The organism is Pseudomonas sp. SAR267, assembly GCF_052077595.1.
GTDB lineage: Bacteria > Pseudomonadota > Gammaproteobacteria > Pseudomonadales > Pseudomonadaceae > Aquipseudomonas > Aquipseudomonas vlassakiae.
Genome location: NZ_JBQIHU010000001.1, coordinates 914,999 through 941,470 on the forward strand (window position 1 = coordinate 914,999; position 26,472 = coordinate 941,470).

Annotated in this window: 19 protein-coding genes; 12 read left to right on the top strand and 7 right to left on the bottom strand. The window is 64.9% G+C overall.

Annotation, left to right across the window (positions count from 1 at the left end; all coding sequences use genetic code 11):
* The first annotated feature begins 66 nt into the window (after positions 1-66).
* On the top strand, positions 67-630 hold the full coding sequence (locus ACTORR_RS04665; protein WP_099815396.1) for a lipocalin family protein: 564 nt from the start codon (positions 67-69) through the stop codon (positions 628-630).
* Between the two features lie 60 nt (positions 631-690).
* Positions 691-1,653 carry an MBL fold metallo-hydrolase gene (locus ACTORR_RS04670; RefSeq protein WP_054887218.1) on the top strand — a complete coding sequence of 321 codons (963 nt, stop codon included), beginning with the start codon at positions 691-693 and terminating at the stop codon, positions 1,651-1,653.
* Positions 1,654-1,692: 39 nt separating this feature from the next.
* Here the strand turns inward: ACTORR_RS04670 and ACTORR_RS04675 are convergent, their stop codons facing one another.
* A complete protein-coding gene (locus ACTORR_RS04675; RefSeq protein ID WP_054887219.1) occupies positions 1,693-2,976 on the bottom strand; it encodes a Zn-dependent hydrolase in 1,284 nt (427 codons plus the stop codon).
* Positions 2,977-2,987: 11 nt separating this feature from the next.
* Positions 2,988-4,487: an NCS1 family nucleobase:cation symporter-1 gene (locus ACTORR_RS04680; protein ID WP_054887220.1), complete on the bottom strand. Its 1,500-nt coding sequence runs from the start codon at positions 4,485-4,487 to the stop codon at positions 2,988-2,990.
* A 618-nt stretch (positions 4,488-5,105) separates the two neighbouring features.
* Here ACTORR_RS04680 and hydA point away from each other — a divergent pair.
* The 3 genes from hydA to preA all read left to right on the top strand — a co-directional run bounded on the left by hydA (position 5,106) and on the right by preA (position 9,312).
* Positions 5,106-6,545, top strand: coding sequence for a dihydropyrimidinase (hydA, locus tag ACTORR_RS04685; protein ID WP_054887221.1), 1,440 nt, complete (start codon positions 5,106-5,108; stop codon positions 6,543-6,545).
* A 124-nt stretch (positions 6,546-6,669) separates the two neighbouring features.
* Complete coding sequence (locus ACTORR_RS04690) at positions 6,670-8,037, top strand: NAD(P)-dependent oxidoreductase (protein ID WP_054887222.1); 1,368 nt, start codon at positions 6,670-6,672, stop codon at positions 8,035-8,037.
* Positions 8,038-9,312: an NAD-dependent dihydropyrimidine dehydrogenase subunit PreA gene (preA, locus tag ACTORR_RS04695; protein ID WP_313365806.1), complete on the top strand. Its 1,275-nt coding sequence runs from the start codon at positions 8,038-8,040 to the stop codon at positions 9,310-9,312. It begins immediately after the preceding gene.
* A gap of 77 nt (positions 9,313-9,389) precedes the next feature.
* Here preA and ACTORR_RS04700 read toward each other — a convergent pair whose 3' ends face one another.
* The 5 genes from ACTORR_RS04700 to gnd form a co-directional block, all read right to left on the bottom strand.
* Positions 9,390-10,010 (bottom strand): TetR/AcrR family transcriptional regulator, encoded by a 621-nt coding sequence (locus ACTORR_RS04700; RefSeq protein WP_054886301.1) that lies wholly within the window; start codon positions 10,008-10,010, stop codon positions 9,390-9,392.
* Positions 10,010-10,366 carry a VOC family protein gene (locus tag ACTORR_RS04705; RefSeq protein ID WP_054886298.1) on the bottom strand — a complete coding sequence of 119 codons (357 nt, stop codon included), beginning with the start codon at positions 10,364-10,366 and terminating at the stop codon, positions 10,010-10,012. Before ACTORR_RS04705 ends, ACTORR_RS04700 begins: the two co-directional genes overlap by 1 nt.
* Positions 10,367-10,422: 56 nt before the next feature.
* A complete protein-coding gene (locus ACTORR_RS04710; protein ID WP_054886297.1) occupies positions 10,423-12,219 on the bottom strand; it encodes a glycoside hydrolase family 15 protein in 1,797 nt (598 codons plus the stop codon).
* A gap of 144 nt (positions 12,220-12,363) precedes the next feature.
* Positions 12,364-13,869: a glucose-6-phosphate dehydrogenase gene (gene zwf, locus ACTORR_RS04715; RefSeq protein ID WP_099815391.1), complete on the bottom strand. Its 1,506-nt coding sequence runs from the start codon at positions 13,867-13,869 to the stop codon at positions 12,364-12,366.
* Positions 13,869-14,849 carry a phosphogluconate dehydrogenase (NAD(+)-dependent, decarboxylating) gene (gene gnd / locus ACTORR_RS04720; protein ID WP_099815390.1) on the bottom strand — a complete coding sequence of 327 codons (981 nt, stop codon included), beginning with the start codon at positions 14,847-14,849 and terminating at the stop codon, positions 13,869-13,871. Before gnd ends, zwf begins: the two co-directional genes overlap by 1 nt.
* Before the next feature lie 203 nt (positions 14,850-15,052).
* Between gnd and ACTORR_RS04725 the strand changes: the two genes are divergently transcribed.
* The 7 genes from ACTORR_RS04725 (at position 15,053) to glgX (ending at position 26,426) form a co-directional block, all read left to right on the top strand.
* On the top strand, positions 15,053-15,223 hold the full coding sequence (locus ACTORR_RS04725) for a DUF6026 family protein (RefSeq protein ID WP_219824750.1): 171 nt from the start codon (positions 15,053-15,055) through the stop codon (positions 15,221-15,223).
* A gap of 521 nt (positions 15,224-15,744) precedes the next feature.
* Positions 15,745-17,304: a glycogen synthase GlgA gene (gene glgA, locus ACTORR_RS04730; RefSeq protein ID WP_176507503.1), complete on the top strand. Its 1,560-nt coding sequence runs from the start codon at positions 15,745-15,747 to the stop codon at positions 17,302-17,304.
* 13 nt (positions 17,305-17,317) lie between these two features.
* Positions 17,318-19,060, top strand: a complete 1,743-nt coding sequence (treZ, locus tag ACTORR_RS04735; protein ID WP_441343561.1) for a malto-oligosyltrehalose trehalohydrolase — start codon at positions 17,318-17,320, stop codon at positions 19,058-19,060.
* Entirely contained in the window at positions 19,057-21,126 is a 2,070-nt protein-coding gene (gene malQ, locus ACTORR_RS04740; protein WP_441343562.1) for a 4-alpha-glucanotransferase, read from the top strand. The genes treZ and malQ overlap by 4 nt, the downstream gene beginning before the upstream one ends.
* Entirely contained in the window at positions 21,123-23,897 is a 2,775-nt protein-coding gene (locus ACTORR_RS04745) for a malto-oligosyltrehalose synthase (protein ID WP_441343563.1), read from the top strand. The genes malQ and ACTORR_RS04745 overlap by 4 nt, the downstream gene beginning before the upstream one ends.
* A gap of 17 nt (positions 23,898-23,914) precedes the next feature.
* The gene (locus tag ACTORR_RS04750) at positions 23,915-24,181 is read left to right on the top strand and encodes a DUF2934 domain-containing protein (protein WP_371263256.1); all 267 of its coding nucleotides are present in this window, start codon (positions 23,915-23,917) and stop codon (positions 24,179-24,181) included.
* A 91-nt stretch (positions 24,182-24,272) separates the two neighbouring features.
* The gene (gene glgX, locus ACTORR_RS04755) at positions 24,273-26,426 is read left to right on the top strand and encodes a glycogen debranching protein GlgX (protein WP_313365018.1); all 2,154 of its coding nucleotides are present in this window, start codon (positions 24,273-24,275) and stop codon (positions 26,424-26,426) included.
* Positions 26,427-26,472: the final 46 nt, after the last annotated feature.

The window sequence follows — 26,472 nt, forward strand, 5'->3', positions numbered from 1 at the left end:
CAACTTTTACACCTCGCCCGCATCCAACCATAAGCAACACTCACACCCGCTGACAGGAGATTTGCCATGGCGATGCGCACGGCCCTGATGCTTTCCTGCATGACCGTGGCCCTGATGGGCTGCGTCGGTTCCAACGACGATCACCACACCCCGCCGTCCACCGAACAGGTCGACCTGCAACGCTACCAGGGCACCTGGTACGAGCTTGCACGTCTGCCGATGTTCTTCCAGCGCAACTGTGTGCAGTCCGAAGCCCATTACGGCTTGCGCGAAGATGGCCGTATCGACGTGACCAACCGCTGCAAGGAAAAAGACGGCACCTTGAACGAAGCCCGTGGTATTGCCGAAGCCCAGGTGCCGGGCCGGACCGACAAGCTCTGGGTGCGCTTCGATAACTGGTTCAGCCGCCTGGCGCCGGGGCTGACCAAGGGTGAATACTGGGTGCTGTACCACGACAAGGACTACCGCGTGGCACTGGTTGGCCACCCCAACCGCGAATACCTGTGGCTGCTGTCGCGCACGCCGGCAATTACCGACCAGACGCGTGACCAGCTGCTGACGATTGCCCAGAAGCAGGGTTATGACACCAGCAAGCTGATCTGGCGGCAGGACACCCCCGCCGAGCCTTGAGCATCGACGCCCTGCAGCAATCCGTCTAAGGTGTGGCTCCCCCAAGCATGGAGCAAAGCATTGGACCTGCAGTTTCTGGGCACCTCCTCCGGGGTGCCCACCAAAGCCCGCAACGTCAGCGCCACCGCCGTCATCGAAGCCAGCGGCAGACACTGGTACCTGGTCGATTGCGGCGAAGGCACGCAGCACCAGCTGCTGCACAGTTCGCTCTCGGTACGCGACCTGCGCGGCATCTTCATTACCCATGTGCATGGCGACCATTGTTTCGGCCTGCCGGGGCTGTTGGCCAGTGCCGCAATGGGCGGGCGCAGCGAACCCCTGGACCTGATCTTGCCCGCCGCTTTGCAGGACTGGGTGCGACTGAGCCTGGCGGCCAGCGAAACCCACCTGCCGTTCGAACTGCGCTTGTTGCCGGTCGAGGGGCTGGGGCAGTGGCAGAGCGAACACATCCAGGTCAGTACCGTGCAGCTGTCGCACCGGGTGCCGAGCGTGGGCTTCGTGTTCACCGAACTGAACCCTGAACCACGCCTGGACATTCAGCGGTTGGTGGCTGAAGGGGTCCCGCGTGGGCCGTTGTGGGGCGATCTGGCCAAGGGACTGATGGTCGAGCTTGACGGGCAGCGGCTCGAACCGCGTGACTACCTGAAAGCCTCTCGGCCGCCGCGGCGGGTGATCGTCTGTGGCGACAACGACAACCCGGCATTGCTCGCCGAGGTCGCCAAGGACGCGGATGTACTGGTGCATGAGGCGACCTATACCCAGCCCATCGTCGAGCGCAGTGGCAACGCGTTCGGGCATAGTACGGCGGCGGCGGTGGCGCAGTTCGCTGAAGCGGCAGGGGTGCGCAATCTGGTACTGACGCATTTCAGTGCGCGGTACCAGGGGGATCCGAAGCGCAGCCCGTGCATTGGTGATGTGCGGGATGAGGCGTTGGCTCACTACAGTGGGCACCTGACCTTGGCTCAGGACCTGCAGCGTTACCATGTCGACCGTGATGGGTGCCTGGTCGCCGTTCAGTCTTGAGATCGCCGGGGCCGCAAAGCGGCCCCTTTCAGTGCATTGCTATGCCGCCAGGCGCCCGCTGGCGATCGCCTCCGACGCCGCCAGCATGGCCCGCAGCAGCACGGCACATCCTGCCGCCAGGTCCTCTGGCGTGGCGTTCTCGATCTCGTTGTGGCTGATGCCATTCTCGCAAGGCACGAAGATCATCCCCGCCGGCCCAAGCTCGGCCAGGAAGATCGCGTCATGCCCTGCCCCGCTGACGATGTCCATGTGCGGCAAGCCCAGGGCCTGCGCCGACTGGCGTACGGCATCGACGCAACCGCGGTCGAAGTACAGCGCCGGGAAGTCCGCCGTGGGGACCAGTTCATGGCTCAAGCCATGCTTGGCACAGGTCGCCTCGATCACCGTGCGCACATCGGCAATCATCGCTTGCAGCTGGTCGCCCTCCAGGTGACGGAAGTCCAAGGTCATGCGCACCTCGCCAGGGATCACGTTGCGCGAGCCGGGGTAGGCCTGCAGGCACCCGACTGTGCCGCAGGCGTGAGGCTGATGCGCGTGGGCGGTGCGGTTGACCGCTTCGACCACGGCTGCGGCGCCCACCAGGGCGTCCTTGCGCAGGTGCATCGGCGTCGGCCCGGCATGGGCCTCGACGCCGCGCAGGGTCAGGTCGAACCACTTCTGGCCCAGGGCGCCGAGCACCACACCGATGGTCTTGGCCTGGTCCTCGAGGATCGGCCCCTGTTCGATATGGGCTTCGAAGTAGGCACCCACCGGGTGGCCAAGCACTGCACGCTGGCCGGCATAGCCGATGGCGTCCAGCGCTTCGCCGACGGAAACGCCTTGGGCGTCGCGCTTGGCCAGGGTTTCTTCCAAGGTGAATTTGCCGGCGAACACACCCGAGCCCATCATGCAAGGCGCAAAGCGCGAGCCCTCCTCGTTGGTCCACACCACCACTTCCAGCGGTGCCTCGGTCTCGATGCCCAGGTCGTTGAGGGTGCGCAGCACCTCCAGCCCGGCCATCACACCAAAACAACCATCGAACTTGCCGCCGGTTGGCTGGGTGTCGATATGGCTGCCGGTCATCACCGGTGGCAGCTTGGGGTTGCGCCCTGGGCGACGGGCGAAGATGTTGCCCACCGCATCGACACTGACGCTGCAACCGGCAGCCTCGGTCCATTGCACGAACAGGTCGCGAGCCTGGCGGTCGAGGTCGGTGAGCGCCAGCCGGCACACGCCGCCCTTGGGTGTGGCGCCGAGGCGGGCAAGGTCCATCAGCGACTGCCACAGACGTGCACTGTCGACGTGGCGCTCGGTTGATTTCAGAACATGCTGGGATTGGCTCATGGTGTTTCTCCTCAGGCATTTTTATTGGTGTGTACTGGCGCAATCGCAGGCCCGCGCACCGCCACGCCGCCCAGGGCGTAGTACAGCGCCCCGCCCAGCAGCGACCCGGTGAACCAGCCATAGTCGTAGAACCAGCTGAAGCTGCTGTTGCCGATGGCCAGCACGGTCAGCGCCACCGGCACGGCGAAGGCGGCGAAGCCCGCCCGGTTCCATGCCGGGTACACGTCGTCGCGGTACAGCCCGGCAAGGTCCAGGTGCTGGCGGCGGATCAGGAAGTAGTCCACCACCATGATCCCGGCGATCGGCCCGAGCAGGCTGGAGTAACCCAGCAACCAGTTGGAATAGACGCTTTCCAGGCTCAGGTCGGAAACGATCCAGCCGAGCTTCTTCAGCAACTCGTGGCCCATCAGCGCCAGGCCGATGAAGCCGGTCAGCCACACCGCGCGGCTGCGCCCGATCAGGCGCGGCGCGATGTTCTGGAAGTCGTTGGTCGGCGAGACAATATTGGCGGCAGTGTTGGTCGACAGCGTGGCGACCACGATCAGCGCCATGGCCAGCGCGACCCAGCCAGGGCTATGAATCTTGCCGATCAGGCTGACCGGGTCGGACACCGTCTCACCCACCAGCGAGGCGGACGCTGCCGTCATGACCACCCCCAGCGAGGCGAACAGGAACATGGTCAGCGGCAGGCCGAAGATCTGCCCGAGGATCTGGTCTTTCTGGCTCTTGGCGTAGCGGCTGAAGTCGGGAATGTTCAGTGACAGCGTGGCCCAGAAACCGACCATGGCGGTCAGCCCGGCGCAGAAGTAGCCGACCACGCTGGCACCTTCCGGGCGCTTGGGTGGCTGCGCCAGCAATTCAGTCATCGACATGTGCGGCAAGGCCCAGAACAGCAGGCCGAAACCCACCGCCACCAACAGCGGTGCCGACAGTGTTTCAAGCCACTTGATCGACTCGGCGCCGCGCAGCACCACCCACAGGTTCAACGCCCAGAAGATCATGAACCCGATTACCTCGCCAGTGCCGCCCAGCGCCTTCCAGCCGTCGAAGATCGAGCCAAGGAACAGGTGGATGGCCAAACCGCCGAACATCGTCTGGATGCCGAACCAGCCACAGGCCACCACCGCACGGATCAGGCACGGTACGTTGGAGCCGAGGATGCCGAACGACGAGCGCAGCAGCACCGGGAACGGGATGCCGTACTTGGTGCCTGGGAAGGCATTGAGGGTCAGCGGGATCAGCACGATGAGGTTGGCCAGCAGAATCGCCAGCAGCGCCTCACCCACGCTCAGGCCGAAGTAGGCCGTGAGCACGCCGCCGAGGGTGTAGGTCGGCACGCAGATGGACATGCCCACCCACAGTGCGGTGATGTGCCATTTGTTCCAGGTGCGCTGGTGCACCTTGGTCGGCGCGATGTCGTGGTTATAACGCGGGCTGTCGAGGACGTCACTGCCTGCGGACAGCTCGAACAGGCCTGCCTGCTCGATCACTTCCGATCTGCTCTGTTGCATGGGGCCTTCTCCAGATTTCTTCTAGTTGTTCGCTCATCGGGCTAACGCGATGGCCGGAGTACACACACCACCAGTAATGCTCCTCCGGTCCGGCCTGGCGGTTGTGGCCGTACTCAAATTGCGTGCCGGGTTGGCCTGCGCCAACCCGGCCGGCCGTCGCCGACCGGAGGTAATCAACTGATCTGCAAAGCATTGTTGCGCGGCAGGCGGGGGCACGATGGTTCCCTCGCCTGCCGCTTGCGCCACCCTGGGCCGGCCCTGGCCCCTGCATCAGGTTTCAAACTGGTGCAGCCTGTTTTTTCAACGGCGCGGCGTGCGCCTCAAAGCCAGGAATCAAGCAGCTGATTTTGCATGGAAAATCTTGACCAATTTGGCTTCTTGTCAAGTGCGTCAAAATGGTGAAAGGCCTCCCCATTTTGGGGATTTGAAAAATTTATCCTTTATTATCAATAAGATAATACAGATATAAGCAGATAAAATTTTTTCTTGAACAATCCTGAAACTGCATCTAGATTCCAATCTTGTCAGTTCTGACAGGATTAAAACTCCTTCTTCAGCCACTGGCGCATAACAATTCCAAAAGCCGGCTCAGACCGGTCAGCCTGCGAGGAAGACGGCATGTCCCTGTTGATCCGTGGCGCCACCGTGGTTACCCATGAAGAGAGCTATCTCGCCGATGTCCTGTGTGTCGACGGCCAGATCCGCGCCATCGGCAAAGGCCTCGAAGCCCCTGCCGACTGCGAGATCCTCGACGGCAGCGGCCAGTACCTGATGCCCGGCGGCATCGACCCGCACACCCACATGCAGTTGCCCTTCATGGGCACGGTCGCTAGCGAGGACTTCTTCAGCGGCACCGCCGCCGGGCTGGCCGGTGGCACCACCTCGATCATCGATTTCGTCATCCCCAACCCGCAGCAGTCACTGCTCGAGGCCTTCCACACCTGGCGCGGCTGGGCGCAGAAGAGTGCCTGCGACTACGGTTTCCACGTTGCCATCACCTGGTGGAGCGAACAGGTCGCCGAAGAAATGGGCGAGCTGGTCAGCCAGCACGGGGTCAACAGTTTCAAGCACTTCATGGCCTACAAGAACGCCATCATGGCGGCCGACGACACGCTGGTAGCCAGTTTCGAGCGCTGCCTGCAACTGGGCGCCGTGCCCACGGTACATGCCGAGAACGGCGAGCTGGTCTACCACCTGCAACAAAAACTGCTGGCCCAGGGCCTGACCGGGCCGGAAGCGCACCCGCTGTCGCGCCCTTCGCAAGTCGAAGGCGAAGCCGCCAGCCGCGCCATCCGCATTGCCGAAACCATTGGTACGCCGTTGTACGTGGTGCACATCTCCAGCCGTGAAGCGCTGGACGAAATCACCTACGCGCGGGCCAAGGGCCAGCCGGTGTACGGTGAAGTGCTGCCGGGCCACCTGCTGATCGATGACAGCGTCTACCGCAACCCGGACTGGGCAACCGCCGCCGGTTATGTGATGAGCCCGCCATTCCGCCCACGCGAGCATCAGGAGGCCCTGTGGCGTGGCCTGCAATCGGGCAACCTGCACACCACCGCCACCGACCACTGCTGCTTCTGCGCCGAGCAGAAGGCCATGGGCCGCAACGACTTCAGCCGCATCCCCAACGGCACGGCCGGCATCGAGGACCGCATGGCAGTGTTGTGGGATGCCGGGGTCAACAGCGGGCGCCTGTCGATGCACGAGTTCGTCGCCCTGACTTCGACCAACACCGCGAAGATTTTCAACCTGTTCCCGCGCAAGGGTGCCATCCGCGTCGGCGCCGACGCCGACCTGGTGCTGTGGGACCCGCAGGGCACACGCACGATTTCCGCCCAGACCCACCACCAGCGGGTCGACTTCAACATTTTCGAAGGCCGCACAGTGCGCGGCATCCCCAGCCACACCATCAGCCAGGGCAAGGTGCTCTGGGCCGATGGCGACCTGCGCGCCGAGCCTGGCGCCGGTCGTTACGTGGAGCGCCCGGCCTATCCCTCGGTGTACGAGGTGCTGGGCCGACGCGCCGAGCAACAGCGCCCGACCCCCGTTCAGCGCTGAGGCCATCGGGGCTGCTGCGCAGCCCCTGTGGGAGCGGCCTTGCGTCGCGAAAGGGGTGCAAAGCCCCCCCGAATCCAACGCGATTCCGCTCGTCTGCATCCATAAAAAAAGAGAGGCTACAACCGTGATCGATGCCCTGAACCATCTGCCGCGCCCGCGCGCCGGCAGCGACCAGCTGGCCGAGCGCTTCACCGACCTGGCCCCGCCGCTCACCGCCCGCCAGGCAGCCGTCGAAAGCGCCCGCTGCCTGTACTGCTACGACGCCCCCTGCGTTAACGCCTGCCCGAGCGAAATCGACATTCCGTCGTTCATCCACCGCATCAGCGACGAGAACCTGCAAGGCGCCGCCGAGCGCATCCTGTCGGCCAATATCCTCGGCGGCAGCTGCGCCCGCGTGTGTCCCACCGAGATCCTCTGCCAACAAGCCTGCGTGCGCAACAATGCTCAAGAATGCGCCCCGGTGCTGATCGGCCAGTTGCAGCGCTACGCCTTGGACAATGCCCAGTTCAGCGAGCACCCGTTCAAACGTTCGCCGGCTACCGGCAAGCGCATTGCCGTGGTCGGCGCCGGCCCTGCCGGGCTGTCGTGCGCCCACCGCCTGGCCATGCACGGCCATGACGTAGTGGTGTTCGAAGCCAGCGAAAAGGCCGGAGGCCTCAACGAATACGGCATCGCCCGCTACAAACTGGTGGACGATTATGCCCAGCGCGAAGTGGAATTCCTGCTCGGCATCGGTGGTATCGAGATCCGCCACGGCCAGCGCCTGGGCGCCAACCTTGGCCTGGGCGAGTTGCGCGAGCAGTTCGACGCGGTGTTCCTCGGCCTGGGCCTGAACGCCGTGCGCGAGCTTGGCCTGGATGACGAACAAGCCCCCGGCCTGCTCGCCGCCACGGCCTACATCCGCGAACTGCGCCAGGCCGACGACCTGGCGCAACTGCCGCTGGCCGACCGCTGCCTGGTGATCGGCGCCGGCAACACCGCCATCGACATGGCCGTGCAGATGAGCCGGCTGGGCGCCCGCGACGTCAACCTGGTGTACCGCCGCGGTTACCCCGACATGGGCGCTACCGGCCATGAGCAGGACATCGCCAAGGCCAACCAGGTGCGCCTGCACACCTGGGCCCGCCCCGACGGCGTACTGCTCGATGACCACGGCCGCGTGCGTGGCATGCGCTTCATGCGCACCGAACTGGCCGACGGCCGCCTGCGCGACACGGGCGAGACCTATGAACTGGCTGCTGATGCCATCTTCAAAGCCATCGGCCAGCGCTTCGACGACGCCAGCCTCGGCGACCCGGTTGCCGCACAACTGGCGCGAGACGGCGAACGCATCCGCGTCGACGAAAACCTGCGCACCAGCCTCCCGGGCGTGTACGCCGGTGGCGACTGCACCGCCCTGGGCCAGGACCTCACCGTCCAGGCCGTGCAACACGGCAAGCTGGCCGCCGAAGCCATCCATGCCCAACTCATGCTCAACGTGGAGGCAGCGTAAATGGCCGATCTGTCCATCGAATTCGCCGGCATCAAGGCGCCCAACCCCTTCTGGCTGGCTTCCGCGCCGCCGACCGACAAGGCCTACAACGTGGTCCGCGCCTTCGAGGCCGGCTGGGGCGGCGTGGTCTGGAAGACCCTGGGCGAGGACCCGGCTGCGGTCAACGTGTCGTCACGGTATTCGGCGCACTACGGGCCCAATCGCCAAGTGCAGGGCATCAACAACATCGAACTGATCACCGACCGCTCGCTGGAGATCAACCTGCGGGAAATCACCCAGGTGAAGAAGGACTGGCCCGACCGCGCTCTGATCGTGTCGCTGATGGTGCCGTGCGTGGAGGCGTCGTGGAAATTCATCCTGCCGCTGGTGGAAGCCACCGGCGCCGATGGCATCGAGCTGAACTTCGGCTGCCCGCACGGCATGCCTGAGCGCGGCATGGGCGCGGCGGTCGGCCAGGTGCCGGAATACGTCGAAATGGTCACCCGCTGGTGCAAGATGCACTGCTCGCTGCCGGTGATCGTCAAGCTCACGCCGAACATCACCGACATTCGCCAGTCGGCCCGGGCCGCCCACCGCGGTGGCGCCGATGCCGTGTCGCTGATCAACACCATCAACTCGATCACCAGCGTCGACCTGGACCGCATGGTCGCCCACCCCATCGTCGGCGACCAGAGCACCCACGGCGGTTACTGCGGCTCGGCGGTCAAGCCGATCGCCCTGAACATGGTCGCCGAGATCGCCCGCGACCCGGAAACCCGCGGCTTGCCGATCTGCGGCATCGGCGGGATCGGCAACTGGCGCGATGCCGCCGAGTTCATCGCCCTGGGCAGCGGTGCGGTGCAAGTGTGCACGGCGGCGATGCTGCATGGCTTCCGCATTGTCGAAGACATGAAAGATGGCCTTGCGCGCTGGATGGACCAGCACGGCCACCGCAGCCTGCAAGCCTTCCGCGGGCAGGCCGTGGGGCATACCACCGACTGGAAGTACCTGGACATCAACTACAAGTCGGTGGCGCAGATCGACCAGCAGGCGTGCATCGGTTGCGGGCGCTGCCACATCGCCTGCGAGGATACCTCGCACCAGGCGATTGCCAGCACCTTGAAAGCTGACGGGACGCATGCCTACAGCGTGATCGAGGATGAATGCGTGGGCTGCAACCTGTGCCAGATCACCTGCCCGGTGGAGAACTGCATCGAGATGGTGGCGCAGGATACCGGCAAGCCTTACCTGAACTGGACCCAGGATCCGCGCAACCCCTACCGTGAGGCCAGCTGAGTACTCTAGATCGATGGGGCTGCTTCGCAGCCCTTCGCGGGCGTGCCCGCGAAGGGCCGCAAAGCGGCCCCACTCACTCACGGTTCCAAGCCTATGCCGCGCAAGATCACGCAGGTCACCGTCTGCACCGCGCTTTCGAACGCCAGGTCCGACAATGGCTCACCTTCGTTCAGCAACGTCACCTGATAGCCAAAGTCGGCATAGTGCTGGGTCGAGGCCCAGATCATGTAGAGCAGCGCCGAAGGCTCCACCGGCAGGATGCGCCCCTCCGCCACCCACCGACGAATCTTGTCTTCCTTGAGCTTCGCCCAAGGCACCAGGCTCTCAGCGAGGTTCACCCCCAGTACAGGCGCCCCATGCAGCATCTCCTCGGCCCAGATCTTCGAGCCCAGCGGCCGTGAACGCGAATGGCCCATCTTGGCGCGGATGTAGCTGGTCAGCACCACCCGCGGGTCTTCGAAGTTCTCGAAGCACAGCGCGTCCTGCTTCCACACATCCAGCAGGTCCTGCAGCACCGCGCGGAACAACTCATCCTTGGTGCTGAAGTAGTAATGCAGGTTGGAACGCGGCAGCTCGGCCTGCTCGGCGATGTCACCCATCGAGGTGGCGCCATAACCCTTTTCGGCGAACACCTTTTCTGCGGCGACGAGGATCTTCTCGATATTGCGACGGCGGATTTCGATCTTGTGGTTGGCCATCAGGCTTGGGCCGTCCACACAGCAAGCTCGTATCCGTCCGGGTCGATGAAATGGAAACGGCGACCACCCGGGAAGGCAAAGGTAGCCCGGCTGATTTTCGATCCGGCGGCCTCGACCCGCTGTTGCGCGCCTTCCAGGTCGTCGGCATAAAGGATGATCAGTGGCCCGCCCGGCCGCACCGCTTCGCCAGTGGTGAAGCCTCCGGTCAAGCGCCCATCGCTGAACTCGGTATAGGTCGGCCCGTAGTCGGTGAAGCGCCAGCCGAACACGCTACCGTAGAAAGCTTTGCTCCGTGCGATGTCGCTGACGTTGAACTCGATGTTGTCGATCTGCCGATCGTGGCCACGAACACTCATGCGTGCTCCTTGCAGAATGGGTTTGCCCTAGTCTACTCCGGGAGTTGACGACGCCCCTAGTCACATCGTGCCCGATCACGCGCCGGGCTTTGTGCCCGGTGCAGGTTCAGCGCCGTGTTGATGATGCCGATGTGGCTGAACGCCTGGGGGAAGTTGCCGAGCATGCGCTTGCCGGCAGGGTCGTACTGCTCGGCCAGCAGGCCGACGTCGTTGCACAGCCCGGTGAGCGTTTCGTACAGCGCCTGGGCCTCGGCCTTGCGCCCCAGCAGCACGTACACATCGGCCAGCCAGAACGAGCACACCAGGAACGTGCCCTCCCCTGGCGTCAGCCCGTCGCTGCAGCTGTCGCTGTCGTAGCGCAACAGCAGGCCGTTCTTCAGCAGGCGTTGCTCGATCTGCACCAGGGTGCGCTGAAAGCGCGGATCCTCGGCCGGCAGGAAGCCGGTCAGGGCGATCTGCAACAGGCTGGCGTCCATCTCGGTAGAGCCATAGGCCTGGACGAAATGCTGGCCGCTGGCATCGAGCCCGCGGGCGCAGACCTCCTGATGAATCTGGTCGGCCACCTGCCGATAGTGACGGCCCTGCTCGCGGCCTTCTTCGGTGGTGTCGGCCAGCCCCGCGGCACGGTCGAAGGCGACCCAGGCCATGACCTTGGAATGGACGAAATGCTGACGGCCTCCGCGCACTTCCCAGATGCCTTCGTCCGGGTCACGCCAGATCCGCTCGACATAGGGCAGGATCAGCCGGGAGATCGCTGCGCTGCGCGGGTGACGCGGCAAACCGCCCTTGATCGCCTGGGCCATGGCATCGGCCAGTTCGCCATAGATGTCCAGCTGCCTCTGCTCGGCAGCCGCGTTGCCCACCCTTACCGGCTGCGAGTGCTCGTAGCCAGCCAGCCAGGGCAAGGTGTATTCCTGCAGGTCACGCTCGCCAGCCAAACCGTACATGATCTGCATCTGTTCAGGGTTGCCAGCCACCGAGCGCAACAACCATTCACGCCAGGCCTGGGCTTCATCGAAGTAGCCAAGGTTCATGAACGCCAGCAACGTCATGGTGGCGTCGCGCAGCCAGCAGAAGCGGTAGTCCCAGTTGCGTTCGTGGCCGATGCGCTCGGGCAGCGAGGTGGTGACCGCTGCGACGATACCGCCGGTGGGCGCATAGGTCATGGCCTTGAGGGTGAGCAGCGATCGGCGCACCAGGCCGGTGTAGGGGCCGACCTCAGGGCAACGGTCGGCGAATGCCTGCCAATGCGCGAGGGCGTATTGCAGCGCCTGGTCGATGTCGCAGTCGGGCTGCACGGGCAAATGCGAAGACTGATGACGCAGGCTGAAGACCTGCCGCTCGCCGGCACCCACGCGAAAACGGGCGGCGGTGTGATGGTCCAGGCCATGGGGCTCCACGCTGCTGCTCAAGATCAGACGGTCGGGGCCGGCCACCGCACTTAGCGTCAGCGGGTCGAGTTTTTCTACCCAGGGCACACTGCGGCCGTAGTCGAAGCGCAGCACCAGGTCCATTTCGAAGTGGGTTTCACCGGTGACGCCCTCGACGATGCGCACCACCGAATTGACTTCGCCCAGCGGCATGAAGTCGAGCACCCGGGCGCGGCCGCTGGCAGTGACCCAGGTGGTTTCCAGCACCAGGGTGTCACCCAGGTACTGGCGACTGCTGTGTTCGATGGGGTCGGTGGGGGCCAGGCGCCAGCGGCCATTCTCTTCGTTGCCCAGCAATGCAGCGAACACGGCCGGGGCGTCGAAACGCGGCAGGCAGAGCCAGTCGATCGAGCCGTCGCGGCTGACCAGGGCGGCACTGCGGCAGTTGCCGAGCAGGGCGTAGTCTTCGATGTGGGCGGGCATCAAACCTCCTTTTCAAAGCTTGCCTGCCCGGGCCTCTTCGCGGGTAAACCCGCTCCCTCAGGGATATCACTACCTCGCAGCCAGTGATGTACCTGTGGGAGCGGGTTTACCCGGGAAGAGGCCCGGGCAGGCAACAAAGCACTTTCATCCCAGTTTGTGCCACTCGCGCTTGTCGCGGGTCAGCAATTCATTGCCTTGTTCGGGGCCGTCCTGCCCTGCCGGGTACTCATGCACCTCGCCGCCCTGGGCCCAGGCATCGAGAAATGGCTGTACCGCCCGCCAGCCGTTCTCGATGTTGTCGGCCCGCTGGAACAAGGTCTGATCGCCGGTCAGGCAGTCGTAGATCAGCGTTTCATAACCGGTGGCCGGGGTCATCTTGAAAAAGTCCTTGTAGGCAAAGCCCAGCTCGATGTTCTCCATCACCAGCTCCGGCCCCGGCCGCTTGGCCTGGAGGTCGAACCACATGCCTTCGTTGGGCTGGATCTGGATCTTCAGGTAGTTGGGCTTGGGCCGCTCCAGCTCCGACTCGCGAAACTGCGCGTAGGGCGCGGGCTTGAAGCAGATGGCGATCTCGGTGTCGCGCACGCTCATGCGCTTGCCAGTGCGCAGGTAGAACGGCACCCCGGCCCAGCGCCAGTTGTCGATCATCACCTTGAGCGCCACGTAGGTTTCGGTCTGGCTGTCGGCAGCGACGTTATTTTCCTGCCGATAGCCCGGCAGCTGTTTGCGGCCCTGCTTGCCCGCCGTGTACTGGCCACGCACCGAGTTCTTCAGGGCCATTTTTGCCGACCAGGGGCGGATGGCACCGATCACCTTGGCCTTCTCGCCTCGCACCGCGTCGGCGGCAAACGCCGCCGGTGGCTCCATGGCCACCATTGCCAGCAGCTGGAACAGGTGGTTGGGCACCATGTCGCGCAGCGCGCCGGTGTTGTCATAGAACGCGCCGCGGGTTTCCACACCGACTGTCTCGGCGGCAGTGATCTGCACATGGTCGATGTAGTGGTTGTTCCAGAACGACTCGAACAGGCCATTGGAGAAGCGGCTGACCAGAATGTTCTGCACCGTTTCCTTGCCCAGGTAATGGTCGATACGGTAGATCTGCCGCTCGCTCATCACGTTCAACAGGCAGGCATTGAGCGCCTCGGCACTGGCCAGGTCGGTGCCGAAAGGTTTCTCCACCACCACACGCCGGAAGCCACCGGCCGACTCGTCGAGCAGCCCGGCGTCGCCCAGGCGCTGAGCCACCTCCGGGAAGAAACGTGGCGAAGTGGCCAGATAGAAAATGGCATTGCCGTGGCTGGTTTTTTCGATGCGCTTGGTCAACGCCGCATAGGTCGCCGGGTCAAGGAAGTCGCCGGTCTGGTAGTCCAGGCGCTTGGCCAGCCGCGCCCAGAGCTTTTCGTCGAGGCACTTGGCAGCGCCCTCGCCGCCTTTGTCGCGCGCCTGCATGAAGGCATGCAGGCGCTCGGCGAATTCGGCGGCCGTGGCCGGGTTGTGGTCGACGCCGACGATGCGCAGGTTGCGGTCCAGCAAACCGTCACGGCTGAGGTTGTAGAGCGCCGGCATCAGCAGGCGCTTGACCAGGTCACCGTTGGCGCCAAACAGGAACAGCGTGCAGGGCGGAGCAGCAGGTATGGTCTGTTGGGTCATCAGTCTTTTTTCTCGACGTGGCCACCGAAGCCCAGGCGCATGGCCGACAGGATCTTGTCGCCATAGGTGCCCTGCTGCTGGCGCGAGCGGAAGCGGGCGAACAGCGCACTGGACAGCACCGGTACCGGCACCGCCTGTTCGACGGCGGCGTCGATGGTCCAGCGGCCTTCGCCACTGTCGGACACCGAGCCACTGAACTGCGCAAGCGTCGGGTCGGCCACCAGCGCATCGGCAGTGAGGTCAAGCAACCAGGAGGTGACCACGCTGCCACGGCGCCACACTTCGGCGATCTCGGCCACGTTCAGGTCGAAGCGCTGGTCTTCCGGCAGCTCGGTGCCGCCTTTGCTGCGCAGCAGGTCGAAGCCTTCGGCATAGGCCTGCATCAGGCCGTACTCGATACCGTTGTGCACCATCTTCACATAGTGCCCTGCGCCAGGCGGGCCGGCATGAATATAGCCGTGCTCGGCACGTTCGTGCTCACCGCTGCGGCCGTGGGTACGCGGAATGTCGCCGACGCCCGGGGCCAGTGCCCTGAACAGCGGCTCAAGGCGCTCGAACACCGCCTTCTCGCCACCGATCATCATGCAGTAGCCGCGGTCCAGGCCCCACACACCGCCAGAGGTGCCGACATCCAGGTAATGCAGCCCACGCTTGCCAAGTTCGGCCGCTCGGCGCATGTCATCCTTATAGAACGTGTTGCCCCCGTCGATGATGGCATCGCCCGGTTCCAGCAGCTCGGCCAGCTGGGCGATGGTCTGCTCGGTAGGCTCGCCGGCTGGCAGCATCACCCACACCGCCCGTGGCGCCTTGAGTTTCTGCACCAGTGCGCCAAGGTCGTGGGCACCTTGGGCGCCTTCGCCTTCCAGCCCGACCACGGCTTCACGGTTTCGGTCATGGACCACGGTGCGGTGGCCGGCGCGCATCAGCCGCCTTGCAATATTGCCGCCCATGCGGCCCAGCCCGACGATTCCCAATTGCATGAGCCGATGCTCCCCTTACCAGATAAATGACAACCACAGTTCAACTTTTCAGATTAGTCCAGCACGGCGCCTGAGGGTTCAGCGACGAACGGCGTGACAACGTTAAACAAAAAAGTTCCCTTAGGCGGAGAAAGAATTCAGAATGCGCGCCGCGTGAAGCGACTACGCTTTAACTGTCACCAGCCAAAACCGCGAGGTGTGCCATGGGTACCTTGATGCCTGCTACTCCAACCCAGACCCTCTATGTCTCCGTGCGCCGCGACGAGCTGCGCCAGTTGAAGGACGAACGTGACCAGCTGCGCCAGCAGGTCGCTCAATTGCACATGCTGCTGGAACAGGCACGTAGCGACGACGGCAAAACCGTCGGTTTCTGATTCATCCCCTCTCTCCTGGTGGGAGCTTCGCGCTCCCACAGCGCTGCAACCCCGCCCCACTCTGGTGCGCGACACGTTGATAAGTCACCTGATGGCGCACGCGTGAGCCAGCTCTGCCCCACCCTCGAACACCCCTGTTCATATCCGGTCACACTCGCCAACGTTTGCGTCTATCTCGGTCATAACCGAAGTGACCAATGGGTCACCTTTTTATCGCCCGCTCTCCTACACTCAGGTTTCGGCCCGCCATTTGCTCAGAGGAAGAGCGACGTAAAAAAGTCGAACTTTTGGAAATGGTGGCGGGTCAGCAACTAAGTAGGCCAATCGCAAAGGACTTCCTTCGCACGGCCCGCCTACCCCAACCAGTCCAAGCGCCTTCGGCCGGAATGCCGATCGCGTTGTGCCTGCACGCACGGCTTCGGGGCATGGATAGCATCACGCAATTGCCGAATCAGAGAGAACCGCACGAGATAACACCAAGGGTGCCAGCACCCTGCCAACACTTAGGGACGGAGAGAAGTATGATCAGTGCCGCTGTCGAGCCTCACGTAGAGTCATTCAAACCGGACAACCGCGAGCCGCTTACCCCGGATTTCGCCAAGACAGGCACGGCACCCGGCGCCCAACGCCAGCACAACCCCAACAAGCGCAAGATCCTGTTCGTCACCTCGGAAATCGCCGACCTGGTCAAGACCGGCGGCCTCGGCGACGTTTCCGCAGCACTGCCACGCGCCCTGGCGCACTTGCATGATGTCCGCGTGTTGATCCCGGGTTACCCGCAGGTGGTGGAAAGCGACAATCCCATCCACATCGTCGGCGAGCTCGGCGGCCACGCTGCCCTGCCGCCTTGCAAGATCGGCCGCATGGACATGGCCGACGGCTTGGTCATCTATGTGCTGATCTGCCCCGAGCTGTACCAGCGCGACGGCACCCCTTACGGCGCCAACAACGGTCGCGACTGGCCGGACAACCACATCCGTTTCGCCCGCCTGGGCCTGGCCGCGGCGGAGATCGCCGCCGGCGAAGGCATGATCCACTGGAAGCCAGAAGTGGTGCATGCCCACGACTGGCCCGCAGGCCTGGCACCGGCCTACATGCACTGGCGCGGGCTGAACACACCGACCCTGTTCACCATTCACAACCTGGCCTATCAGGGCGTCTACAGTCGCGGCTGCAGCCCGGAGCTGGCGATACCCGACCATGCCATGCAGCAAGAAGGCATGGAGTTCTACGGCAAGCTGTCGTTCCTCAAGGCCGGCCTTGCCTACTCCAGCCACATCACCACGGTCAGCGCCACCTACGCCCAGGAGATCACCACCCCGGAATTCGGCTGTGGGCTCGATGGCTTCCTGGCCAGCAAGGCCCAGCAAGGCCTGCTCGGCGGCATCCCCAATGGCATCGACGAAAGCTGGGACTCGGCCACCGACAAGCACCTGGAGCACAACTTCAGCATCAACGACTGGGAAGGCAAGGCACGCAACACCGACGCCGTGCGCAAGCTGTTCGGGCTGCAACCTTCCGAAGGGCCGCTGTTTGCCGTCGTTTCGCGGCTGGTCTACCAGAAAGGCCTGGACCTGACCCTCGGCGTTGCCGACTACATCGTCGAGCAAGGCGGGCAGATTGCGATCATCGGCCGCGGTGAGCCGGAAGAGGAACAGGCCATGCGCGAGCTGGCCCTGCGCTACCCTGGCCGCATCGGGGTACGCATCGGTTTCAACGAAACCGACGCCAGGCGCATGTTCGCGGGCAGCGACTTCCTGCTGATGCCTTCGCGCTACGAGCCTTGCGGCCTGAGCCAGATGTACGCGCAGCGCTTCGGTTCACTGCCGGTGGCACGCAACACCGGCGGCCTGGCCGACACCATCGAGAACGGCGTTACCGGTTTCCTGTTCGATGAATCGACCGTCGACAGCTACCGCGAAGCATTGAGCCGTGCCTTCTATACCTACGGCAAGAAGGACCTGCTCAATGCCATGCGCTGCCTGTCGATGACCCAGCCGTTCAACTGGTGCCAGGCGGTGGAACCCTACGCGCGCCTGTATGAGGACCTGGTCAAGCAGGCCCACCTGAGCCACTACTGAGCGGGGTTAGAAGATGCACAGACATGGCGCACACCTGATGGACGCCACGTCGGCGCGCTTCGCCCTGTGGGCGCCCGATGCGCGCAGCGTGAGCTTGGAACTGGAACAGCAGCCCGCGATCGAGCTGCTGCCCGAAGACGGCGGCTGGTACACCGGGGTTGCCCCGTGCCGGGCCGCTGACCGTTATCACTATCGTATCGACGGCGAGCTGCAAGTGCCTGACCCGGCGTCGCGCTACCAACCCGAAGGGGTGCACGGGCCGAGCCAGGTCGTGGATGTCGGCGCCTTCGACTGGCAGCACCCCTGGCAGGGCCGGCCCTGGCACGAAGCGGTGATCCAGGAACTGCACGTCGGCGTGCTCGAGGGCTACCAGGGGGTCGCCCGGCGGCTGCCGAGGCTGGCCGAACTGGGCATCAGCGCCATCGAGCTGATGCCCCTGGGGCAGTTCCCCGGTGACCGTAACTGGGGCTACGACGGTGTATTGCCCTATGCGCCGCAGCACAGCTATGGCAGCCCGGAGCAGCTGTGCGCGCTGGTCGATCAGGCCCATGGCCACGGGCTGATGGTGATGATCGATGTGGTCTACAACCACTTCGGCCCGGACGGCAACTACCTGCACCAGTACGCCAGCCCGTTCTTCAGGGAAGACCGCCAGACGCCCTGGGGCGACGCCATCGATTTCCGCCGCCCAGAGGTGCGCGAGTACTTCATCCAGAACGCCCTGATGTGGCTGTGCGATTACCGCTGCGATGGCCTGCGCCTGGACGCGGTGCACGCCATCGACCAGCCCGACTTCCTGGTGGAACTGGCGCAACGCGTGCGCGCGGCGGTGGAACCGGGCCGGCATGTGTGGCTGGTGCTGGAGAACGAGCACAACCAGGCCTCGCTGCTGCAACAGGGCTTCGATGCCCAGTGGAACGACGATGGCCACAATGCCTTGCACGTCCTGTTGACCGGGGAAACCGAAGGTTACTACGCCGATTACCAGGAAAAACCCATCGAAAAACTGGCTCGCTGCCTGTCCGAAGGCTTCGTCTTCCAAGGTCAGGCCAACCGCCACGGTACGCCCCGCGGCGAACCCAGCGGGCACCTGGAACCCTCTTCGTTCGTGTTGTTCCTGCAGAACCATGACCAGATCGGCAATCGCGCTTTGGGCGAGCGCCTGACTCGCCTGTGCTCGCCAGCGGCCTTGCGTGCCGCCACCGGCCTGTTGCTGCTGGCGCCGATGATTCCGCTGCTGTTCATGGGCGATGAAGATGGCAGTTGCCAGCCGTTCCTGTTCTTTACCGACTTCCACGACGAGCTGGCCGATGCCGTGCGCGAGGGCCGGCGCGGCGAGTTCGCCCACTTCAAGGCGTTTGTCGACCCCGAGCAACGCGAACACATACCCGACCCCAACGCCGAGCAGACCTTCCAGGCATCGCGGCCGCAAAGCAAGCAGGTCCTCGCGGGCTGGCACGGCCTGTATCAGCAGCTGCTCGACGTGCGCCAGCGCCATGTCATCCCACACCTGCCCGGCAGCCGTGCATTGGGCGCCGTGGTGCTGGGTGATCAGGCCCTGACCGCACGCTGGCGCCTGGGCGATGGCCGTATCCTGCGCATCGACCTTAACCTGGCCGCGACGCCGCAGGTCGTTGAACTGCCCGCCGCGCAATGGCGCCTGTTCGACAGCAGCGACACCCGCCACCCCGATACCGCGCTGTCCGCCTACAGCTGCGTGGTCAGCCTGCTTCCACCTGGCCAGGAGCGCCCATGAGCGAAACCGCCCTGCACCGACTGGCCGCCCGCGTAGGGCTGGCCCGCGACTGGATCGACGCCAACAACCGGCCGCAGCAGGTCAGCGACGAGGTCCTGCGCAAGGTCCTCGACGGCTTGGGCCACGCTGCTGACGACGAGCCTGCCATCCTCGCCAGCCTGCGCGCAGTGGAAGCCGCCGAAGACGCCGAGCACCTGCCCCCGCTGATCACTGCCGAGCTTGACCAACCGCTGCCCCTGGGGCGCTATTTTCCGCCAGGCAGCGCCGTGCGCTGCACCCTGGAAAGCAACCGCCTGCAGTACCTGACCCTCGATGCCCAGGGCAACCTGCCCGGCAGCTTGCCGGTGGGTTATCACCTGCTGCAGGTCAACGACCGCAGCTTCACCGTCGCCGTGGCACCGCCGCGTTGCTGGAGTTTGGCTGACGTCGTCAGCGAACCACCGCCGCGCTGCTGGGGCCTGGCCGTGCAGCTTTACAGCCTGCGCCGCCCAGGCGACGGCGGATATGGCGATTGCCTGGCGCTGGAGCAGCTGGCACGCAGTGCCGCCGAACGCGGCGCCGACGCCCTGGCGATCAGCCCCATCCATGCCCTGTCAGCCATCGACCAGCAACACTACAGCCCCTACTCGCCGTCCAGCCGCCTGCTGCTCAATACCTTATATGCCAGCCCCGCCGCGCTGCTGGGCGAGCGCGCCGTGCGCATGGCGATCGAGGCCTGCGGCCTGGAACAAGTACTCGAAGACCTGGAACAACGCCCACTGGTCGACTGGCCCCGCGCCGCCGACGCCCGCCTGCGGCTACTCGAAGCGCTGTACCTGGACTTCAGCCAGGCCGACCACCCGTTGCGCAAAGACTTCGACAGCTTCCGTGAGGCCCGTGGCCAGGCCTTGGAACACCACTGCCGCTTCGAAGTGCTGCAGGCGCATGCCGTCGAGCATGGCCTGGGCGCCGACTGGCGCAACTGGCCCAGCGCCTGGCACGACCCGTACCACCCGGAAGTCGAAGCCTTTGCCAACGCGTATCCAGCCAAGATCGAATTCCACGCGTTCTGCCAGTGGTTGACCGAACGCAGCCTGCAACGCGCCCAGCACGCCGCACGCAGCAATGGCATGGCCATCGGCCTGATCGCCGACCTGGCCGTCGGTGCCGATGGCGCCGGCAGCCAGGCCTGGAGCCGCCAGGACGAGCTGCTGGCCAACCTCAAGGTCGGCGCGCCACCCGATATTCTCAACCGCTCGGGCCAGGACTGGGGCATTTGCGCCTTCTCTCCCGAAGGCCTCAAGCGCAACGGCTACCGTGCCTTCATCGAGATGCTGCGCGCCAACCTGGCCCATGCCGGCGGCCTGCGCATCGACCATGTGATGGGGCTGCGCCGGCTGTGGCTGATCCCGCGTGGCTGCGAGCCCGACCAGGGCGCCTACCTCGAATACCCGGTGCAAGACCTGCTGCGCCTGCTGGCCCTGGAGTCGGTACGCCACCAGGCGATCATTCTGGGTGAAGACCTCGGCACCGTGCCCGAGGGCCTGCGCGAGCAACTGGCGGCCAAGGCCATACTGGGCATGCGTGTGCTGCCGTTCGAACAGACCCAGCCCGGCCATTTCAAACCGATCCTCGACTGGCCGGACGATGCCCTGGCCACCACCGGTACTCATGACCTGGCGCCACTGGCCGGCTGGCTGCAAAGCCGCGACATCGACTGGAGCCAGCGCCTGAACCTCATCGACGCCGCCACCGAACTGCACTGGCGCCACGATCGGCAAAAGGAACGCGAAGGCCTGCGCCGCACGCTGGAAGCCAACTATGGCCCGCAATTGGACAATGACGCGCTGATCGATGCCGCCATCCGCTACGTCGGCCACACCCGCGCCCCGTTGGTGCTGATCCCACTGGAAGACCTGCTGGGCAGTGACGAGCAGCCCAACCTGCCCGGCACCACCAGCGGCCACCCCAACTGGCGCCGGCGCTTCGCCGCTCCGGTGCACGAACTACTCGACGACGAAGACGCCGCACGGCGCCTTGAACTGCTGGCCCAGGCCCGCGAACAAGCCTGGGAGCGTGACCGATGAAACCACTGACCGCGACGCTACGCCTGCAATTTCACAGCGACTTCAGCCTCGATGACGCGGTGCCACTGGTGCCGTACTTCGCCCGGCTGGGCATCAGCCACCTGTACGCCTCGCCGATCCTCAAGGCCCGCGCCGGCTCGCGCCACGGTTACGACGTGGTCGACCCGACTTGCGTCAACCCCGAACTGGGTGGCGAGGCTGCGTTGCAACGGCTGGTGGCTGCGCTGCGCCAGCATGGCATGGGGCTGATCCTCGATACCGTGTCCAACCACATGGCCGTGGGCGGCGCCGACAACCCGTGGTGGCAGAGCCTGCTGGCCTGGGGCCGGCGCAGCCCCTACGCGGAGTTCTTCGACATTCAGTGGCACTCCAGCGACCCGCTGCTGGCCGGGCAGTTGCTGCTGCCGTTTCTCGGCAGCGACTACGGCGTGGCGCTGAAGAACGGCGACATCCCGCTGCAATTCGACGCGCAGTCCGGCGTGCTGCAGATCGCCCACTATCAGCATCGCTTCCCGATCTGCCCGCTGGACTACGGCTGGATCCTCGCACAGAGCCCCGAGCCGGCACTCAAGGCCCTGGCGGAGCATTTCACCGCCTTGCGCGAATCCCCCGAACCCGTGGCGAACGCCTTGCCACTGCACGCCGAACTGGCGCGCCTGGTGGGCGAAGGCGCGGACCTGGAGTCGGCCCTGATCGCCTTCGACAGCCGCAGCGAAAACGGCTTCAAGCGCCTGCACCTGTTGCTCGAACGCCAGACCTACCGCCTCGCCAGCTGGCGCACTGCCGCCGATGACATCAACTGGCGGCGCTTCTTCGACATCAACGAACTGGGCGGCCTGCGGGTGGAGCGTAGCGCGGTGTTCGAAGCCACCCACGCCAAACTGTTCGAACTGATCGAGCGCGGCCTGGTGGACGGCCTGCGCATCGACCATATCGACGGCCTGGCCGACCCGCGCGGCTATTGCCGCAAGCTGCGCCGCCGGGTCGACAGCCTGCTCGCCAGGCGCCCGCTGCAGGCTGCGCTGGAACACTTCCCGATCTACGTGGAAAAGATCCTCGGCACCGACGAACACCTGCACCGCGACTGGCTGACCGACGGCACCACCGGCTACGAGTTCATGAACCAGGTCTCGCTGCTGCAACACGACCCGGCCGGTGAAGCGCCGCTGACCGAGTTGTGGGCTACGGTCAGCGAGCGCCCCGCGTTCCCCGAGGAAGTGCGGCTGGCGCGCCATCTGGTGCTCAATGCCAGCCTCGCCGGCGATTGCGAATCCGTCGCCCAGGCGTTGTTGCAGGTCGCCCGTGACGACCTGATGACCCGCGACCTGACCTTGGGCGCGATTCGCCGCGCGCTGCAAGCGCTGGTTGCGCATTACCCGGTGTATCGCACCTACTTCAATGCCTGCGGGCGCCCGGCCGAGGACGAACGCTTCTTCCAGCAGGCCCTGGCCAATGCCCGCCAGGACCTTGGCGAAGCCGACTGGCCGTTGCTCGACCAGCTCGAGCAATGGCTCGGTGGCCAACCCTGGCGCCAGCTGCCACCGGGCCGCCCACGCAAGCACCTGCGCCATGCCTGCGTGCGCTTCCAGCAGCTCACCGCACCCAGTGCCGCCAAGGCTGTGGAAGACACCGCCTTCTACCGCTCGGCACGGCTGCTGTCGCGCAACGATGTCGGCTTCGAGGCCGAGCGCTTCAGCGCAGGCGTCGAGCATTTCCATAACGAGGCTCAGCGCCGCCTGCGCGACTTCCCCGACAACCTGCTGGCCACCGCCACCCATGACCACAAGCGCGGCGAGGACAGCCGTGCTCGCCTGGCCGTGCTGAGCGAGCGTGGGCCCTGGTTGGCCAGCCGCGTGGAACACTGGCGCGAGCTGGCCGCGCCGCTGCGCGAGCAACTGGATGAGGGCGTGGCCCCCAGCCCCGGCGACGAGCTGTTGCTGTGGCAGACGTTGCTGGGTAGCTGGCCACTCGCGCTTGACCTGCAGGATGACAAGGCACTGCGCCAGTACGCCGAACGTATCCGCCAATGGCAGCAGAAGGCCCTGCGCGAAGCCAAGCTGCGCAGCAGCTGGAGCGCGCCCAACGAAGCCTATGAAGCGGCCTGCGCCGCCTATGTCGACGGCTTGCTGCTGGGCCGGGAAAACCAGCAGTTGCGCCAGTCACTGGCCGATGCTGCACAGCTGATCGCCTGCCCCGGCGCGCTCAACGGCCTGGTCCAGAGCCTGCTGCGCATGACCGTGCCGGGCGTGCCCGACTTGTACCAGGGCAACGAATACTGGGATTTCAGCCTGGTCGACCCGGATAACCGCCGCGCCGTGGACTACGCTTGCAGGCGTCGCACCCTGGACGATACCAGCGCGCCTGGCGAGCTGCTGGCGCACTGGCGTGACGGCCGCATCAAGCAGGCGCTGATCGCCCGGGTGCTGGACTGCCGCCAGGCCCACGCCGAGCTGTTCCGACGCGGGGCCTACCTGCCGCTGCAGGTGCAGGGCCGGCATGCCGATCAGGTCATTGCCTTCGCCCGCCTGGGTGAAGGCCAACGCGCCATTGTCGTCGCCCCGCGCCTGGCCTGCGGCTTGCTCGGCGGCGCCACTACACCGTTGATCCCGGCACAGAACTGGGACGATACCCGAGTGATCCTGCCGTTTGCCTTGTCGCCTGCCACTTGGACTGGACTTTTCGGCGGCGCCGCTGTCAGCCCTACAAGGGAGCTGATGTTGAGCGCGGTCTTGGCGCAATTCCCAGTCAACTTGTTGATCGAACATGCATAGCATTCAGGAGCGTCGTGATGAGTGTCGAAGAAAAACGAGTACGTGAATTCGCTTATCAGATCTGGGAATCGGAGGGTAAGCCGGAGGGTCAGGAGGAACGCCACTGGGATATGGCACGCAAGCTTGCCGAAGCCGAAGCGCTGGCCCCCAAGGCGACACCGCGCAAGCGGGCGCCGGCCAAGCCCAAGGTAGCGGCTGAACCCAAGGCTGCGGCGTTGCCTGGGGCCAGCAAACCGGTGGCTGCCAAGAAGCCTCGCGCGGTGAAAAAGCCTACTGCTGGTTAAGCCCGTGCCGGCCCTTTCGCGGCTAAAGCCGCGAAGAGGCCACTGCCGGACTGCGCAACATACCCTCCACAACGGCCAATCGAGGATTGCCATGAGCCCGCGCACCCCAAAGAAAACCCGCTCCGTCGCCCCAACGCGCATCCGCGAAGGCCTGCCCTTCCCCCTCGGCGCGACCTGGGACGGCCTGGGGGTCAATTTCGCCCTGTTTTCGGCCAATGCCACCAAGGTCGAGTTGTGCCTCTTCGACTCCACCGGCGAGCAGGAGCTCGAGCGCATCGAGCTGCCCGAGTACACCGACGAGATCTACCATGGCTACTTGCCTGATGCGCATCCCGGACTGATCTACGGTTACCGCGTATACGGCCCCTACGAGCCGGAAAACGGCCACCGCTTCAACCCGAACAAATTGCTGATCGACCCCTATGCCAAGCAATTGGTCGGCAGCCTGAAATGGTCCGAGGCGCTGTTCGGTTACACCATTGGCCACCCGGATGGCGACCTGTCGTTCGACGAACGCGACAGTGCGCCTTTCGTGCCCAAGTGCAAGGTCATCGACCCGGCCTTCACCTGGGGCCGCGACCAGCGCGTGCAGGTCCCTTGGGAGCGCACGATCATCTATGAAGCCCACACCCGCGGCATCAGCATGCGCCACCCTGCCGTGCCGGAAGAGCTGCGTGGCACCTTCGCCGGCCTTGCCAACGACGAACTGCTCAAGCACATCAAGGACCTGGGCGTGTCGAGCATCGAGCTGCTGCCGATCCATGCCTTCGTCAACGACCAGCATTTGCTGGACAAGGGCCTGAACAATTACTGGGGCTACAACAGCATCGCCTTCTTCGCACCGCACCCGAGCTACCTGGCCAGCGGCAAGATTGCCGAGTTCAAGGAGATGGTCGCGCACCTGCATGACGCAGGCCTGGAAGTGATCCTCGACGTGGTCTACAACCACACCGCCGAAGGCAACGAACGCGGCCCGACCCTGTCGATGCGTGGCATCGACAACGCCTCTTACTACCGCCTGATGCCCGACGACAAGCGCTACTACATCAACGATTCCGGCACCGGCAACACCCTCGACCTCAGCCACCCCTGCGTACTGCAGCTGGTCACCGACTCGCTGCGCTACTGGGCGGGCGAAATGCATGTAGACGGCTTCCGCTTCGACCTGGCGACCATCCTTGGCCGCTATCACGACGGCTACAGCGAGCGTCACGGCTTCCTTGTCGCCTGCCGCCAGGACCCGATGCTCAGCCAGGTCAAGCTGATCGCCGAACCCTGGGACTGCGGCCCAGGTGGCTATCAGGTCGGCAATTTCGCGCCGGGCTGGGCCGAGTGGAACGACCGCTTCCGTGACACGGCACGGGCCTTCTGGAAGGGCGACGAAGGCCAGCTGGCCGATTTCGCCGCACGTATCACCGCTTCAGGCGACCTGTTCAACAACCGCGGGCGGCGGCCGTATTCCTCGGTCAACTTCATCACCGCCCACGATGGCTTCACCCTGCGCGACCTGGTGTCGTACAACGGCAAGCACAACGAAGACAACGACGAGAACAACCAGGACGGCACCGACAACAACCTGTCGTGGAACTGTGGCGCCGAAGGCCCGACCGACGACCCTGAAATCAACGCTCTGCGCATGCGCCAGATGCGCAACTTCTTCGCCACGCTGCTACTGGCCCAGGGTACGCCAATGATCGTCGCCGGTGATGAATTCAGCCGCACCCAGCATGGCAACAACAACGCCTATTGCCAGGACAGCGAGATCGGCTGGGTCAACTGGGACCTGGATGACGAAGGCAAGCAACTGCTGGCCTTCGTCAAGCGTCTGACCCGCCTGCGCCTGGCCTACCCGGTGCTGCGCCGCTCGCGCTTCCTGGTCGGCGATTACAACGAAGCGATCGGGGTCAAGGACGTGACCTGGCTGGCGCCCGATGGCAACGAGATGAGTGTGGAGCAGTGGGAAGACCCGCACGGCCGTTGCCTGGGCATGCTGATCGATGGTCGCGCGCAGGTCAGTGGTATTGCCCGGCCTGGGTCTGAGGCGACCATGCTGTTGATCGTCAATGCGCACCACGATGTGGTGCCATTCTTGCTGCCGGCGGTTCCGGAAGGTGACTACTGGAGCTGCCTGATCGACACCGACCGGCCGGAGCTGCGCAAGCCGCAGCATGTGCAGTTCGACAGTACCTTTGAGGTCAAGGGGCGGTCGTTGCTGCTGTTGGCATTGCAGCGCGAGGAAGACTGAACCCACCAGGCGGCTGTAGGAGCGGCCTTGTGTCGCGAAAGGGCTG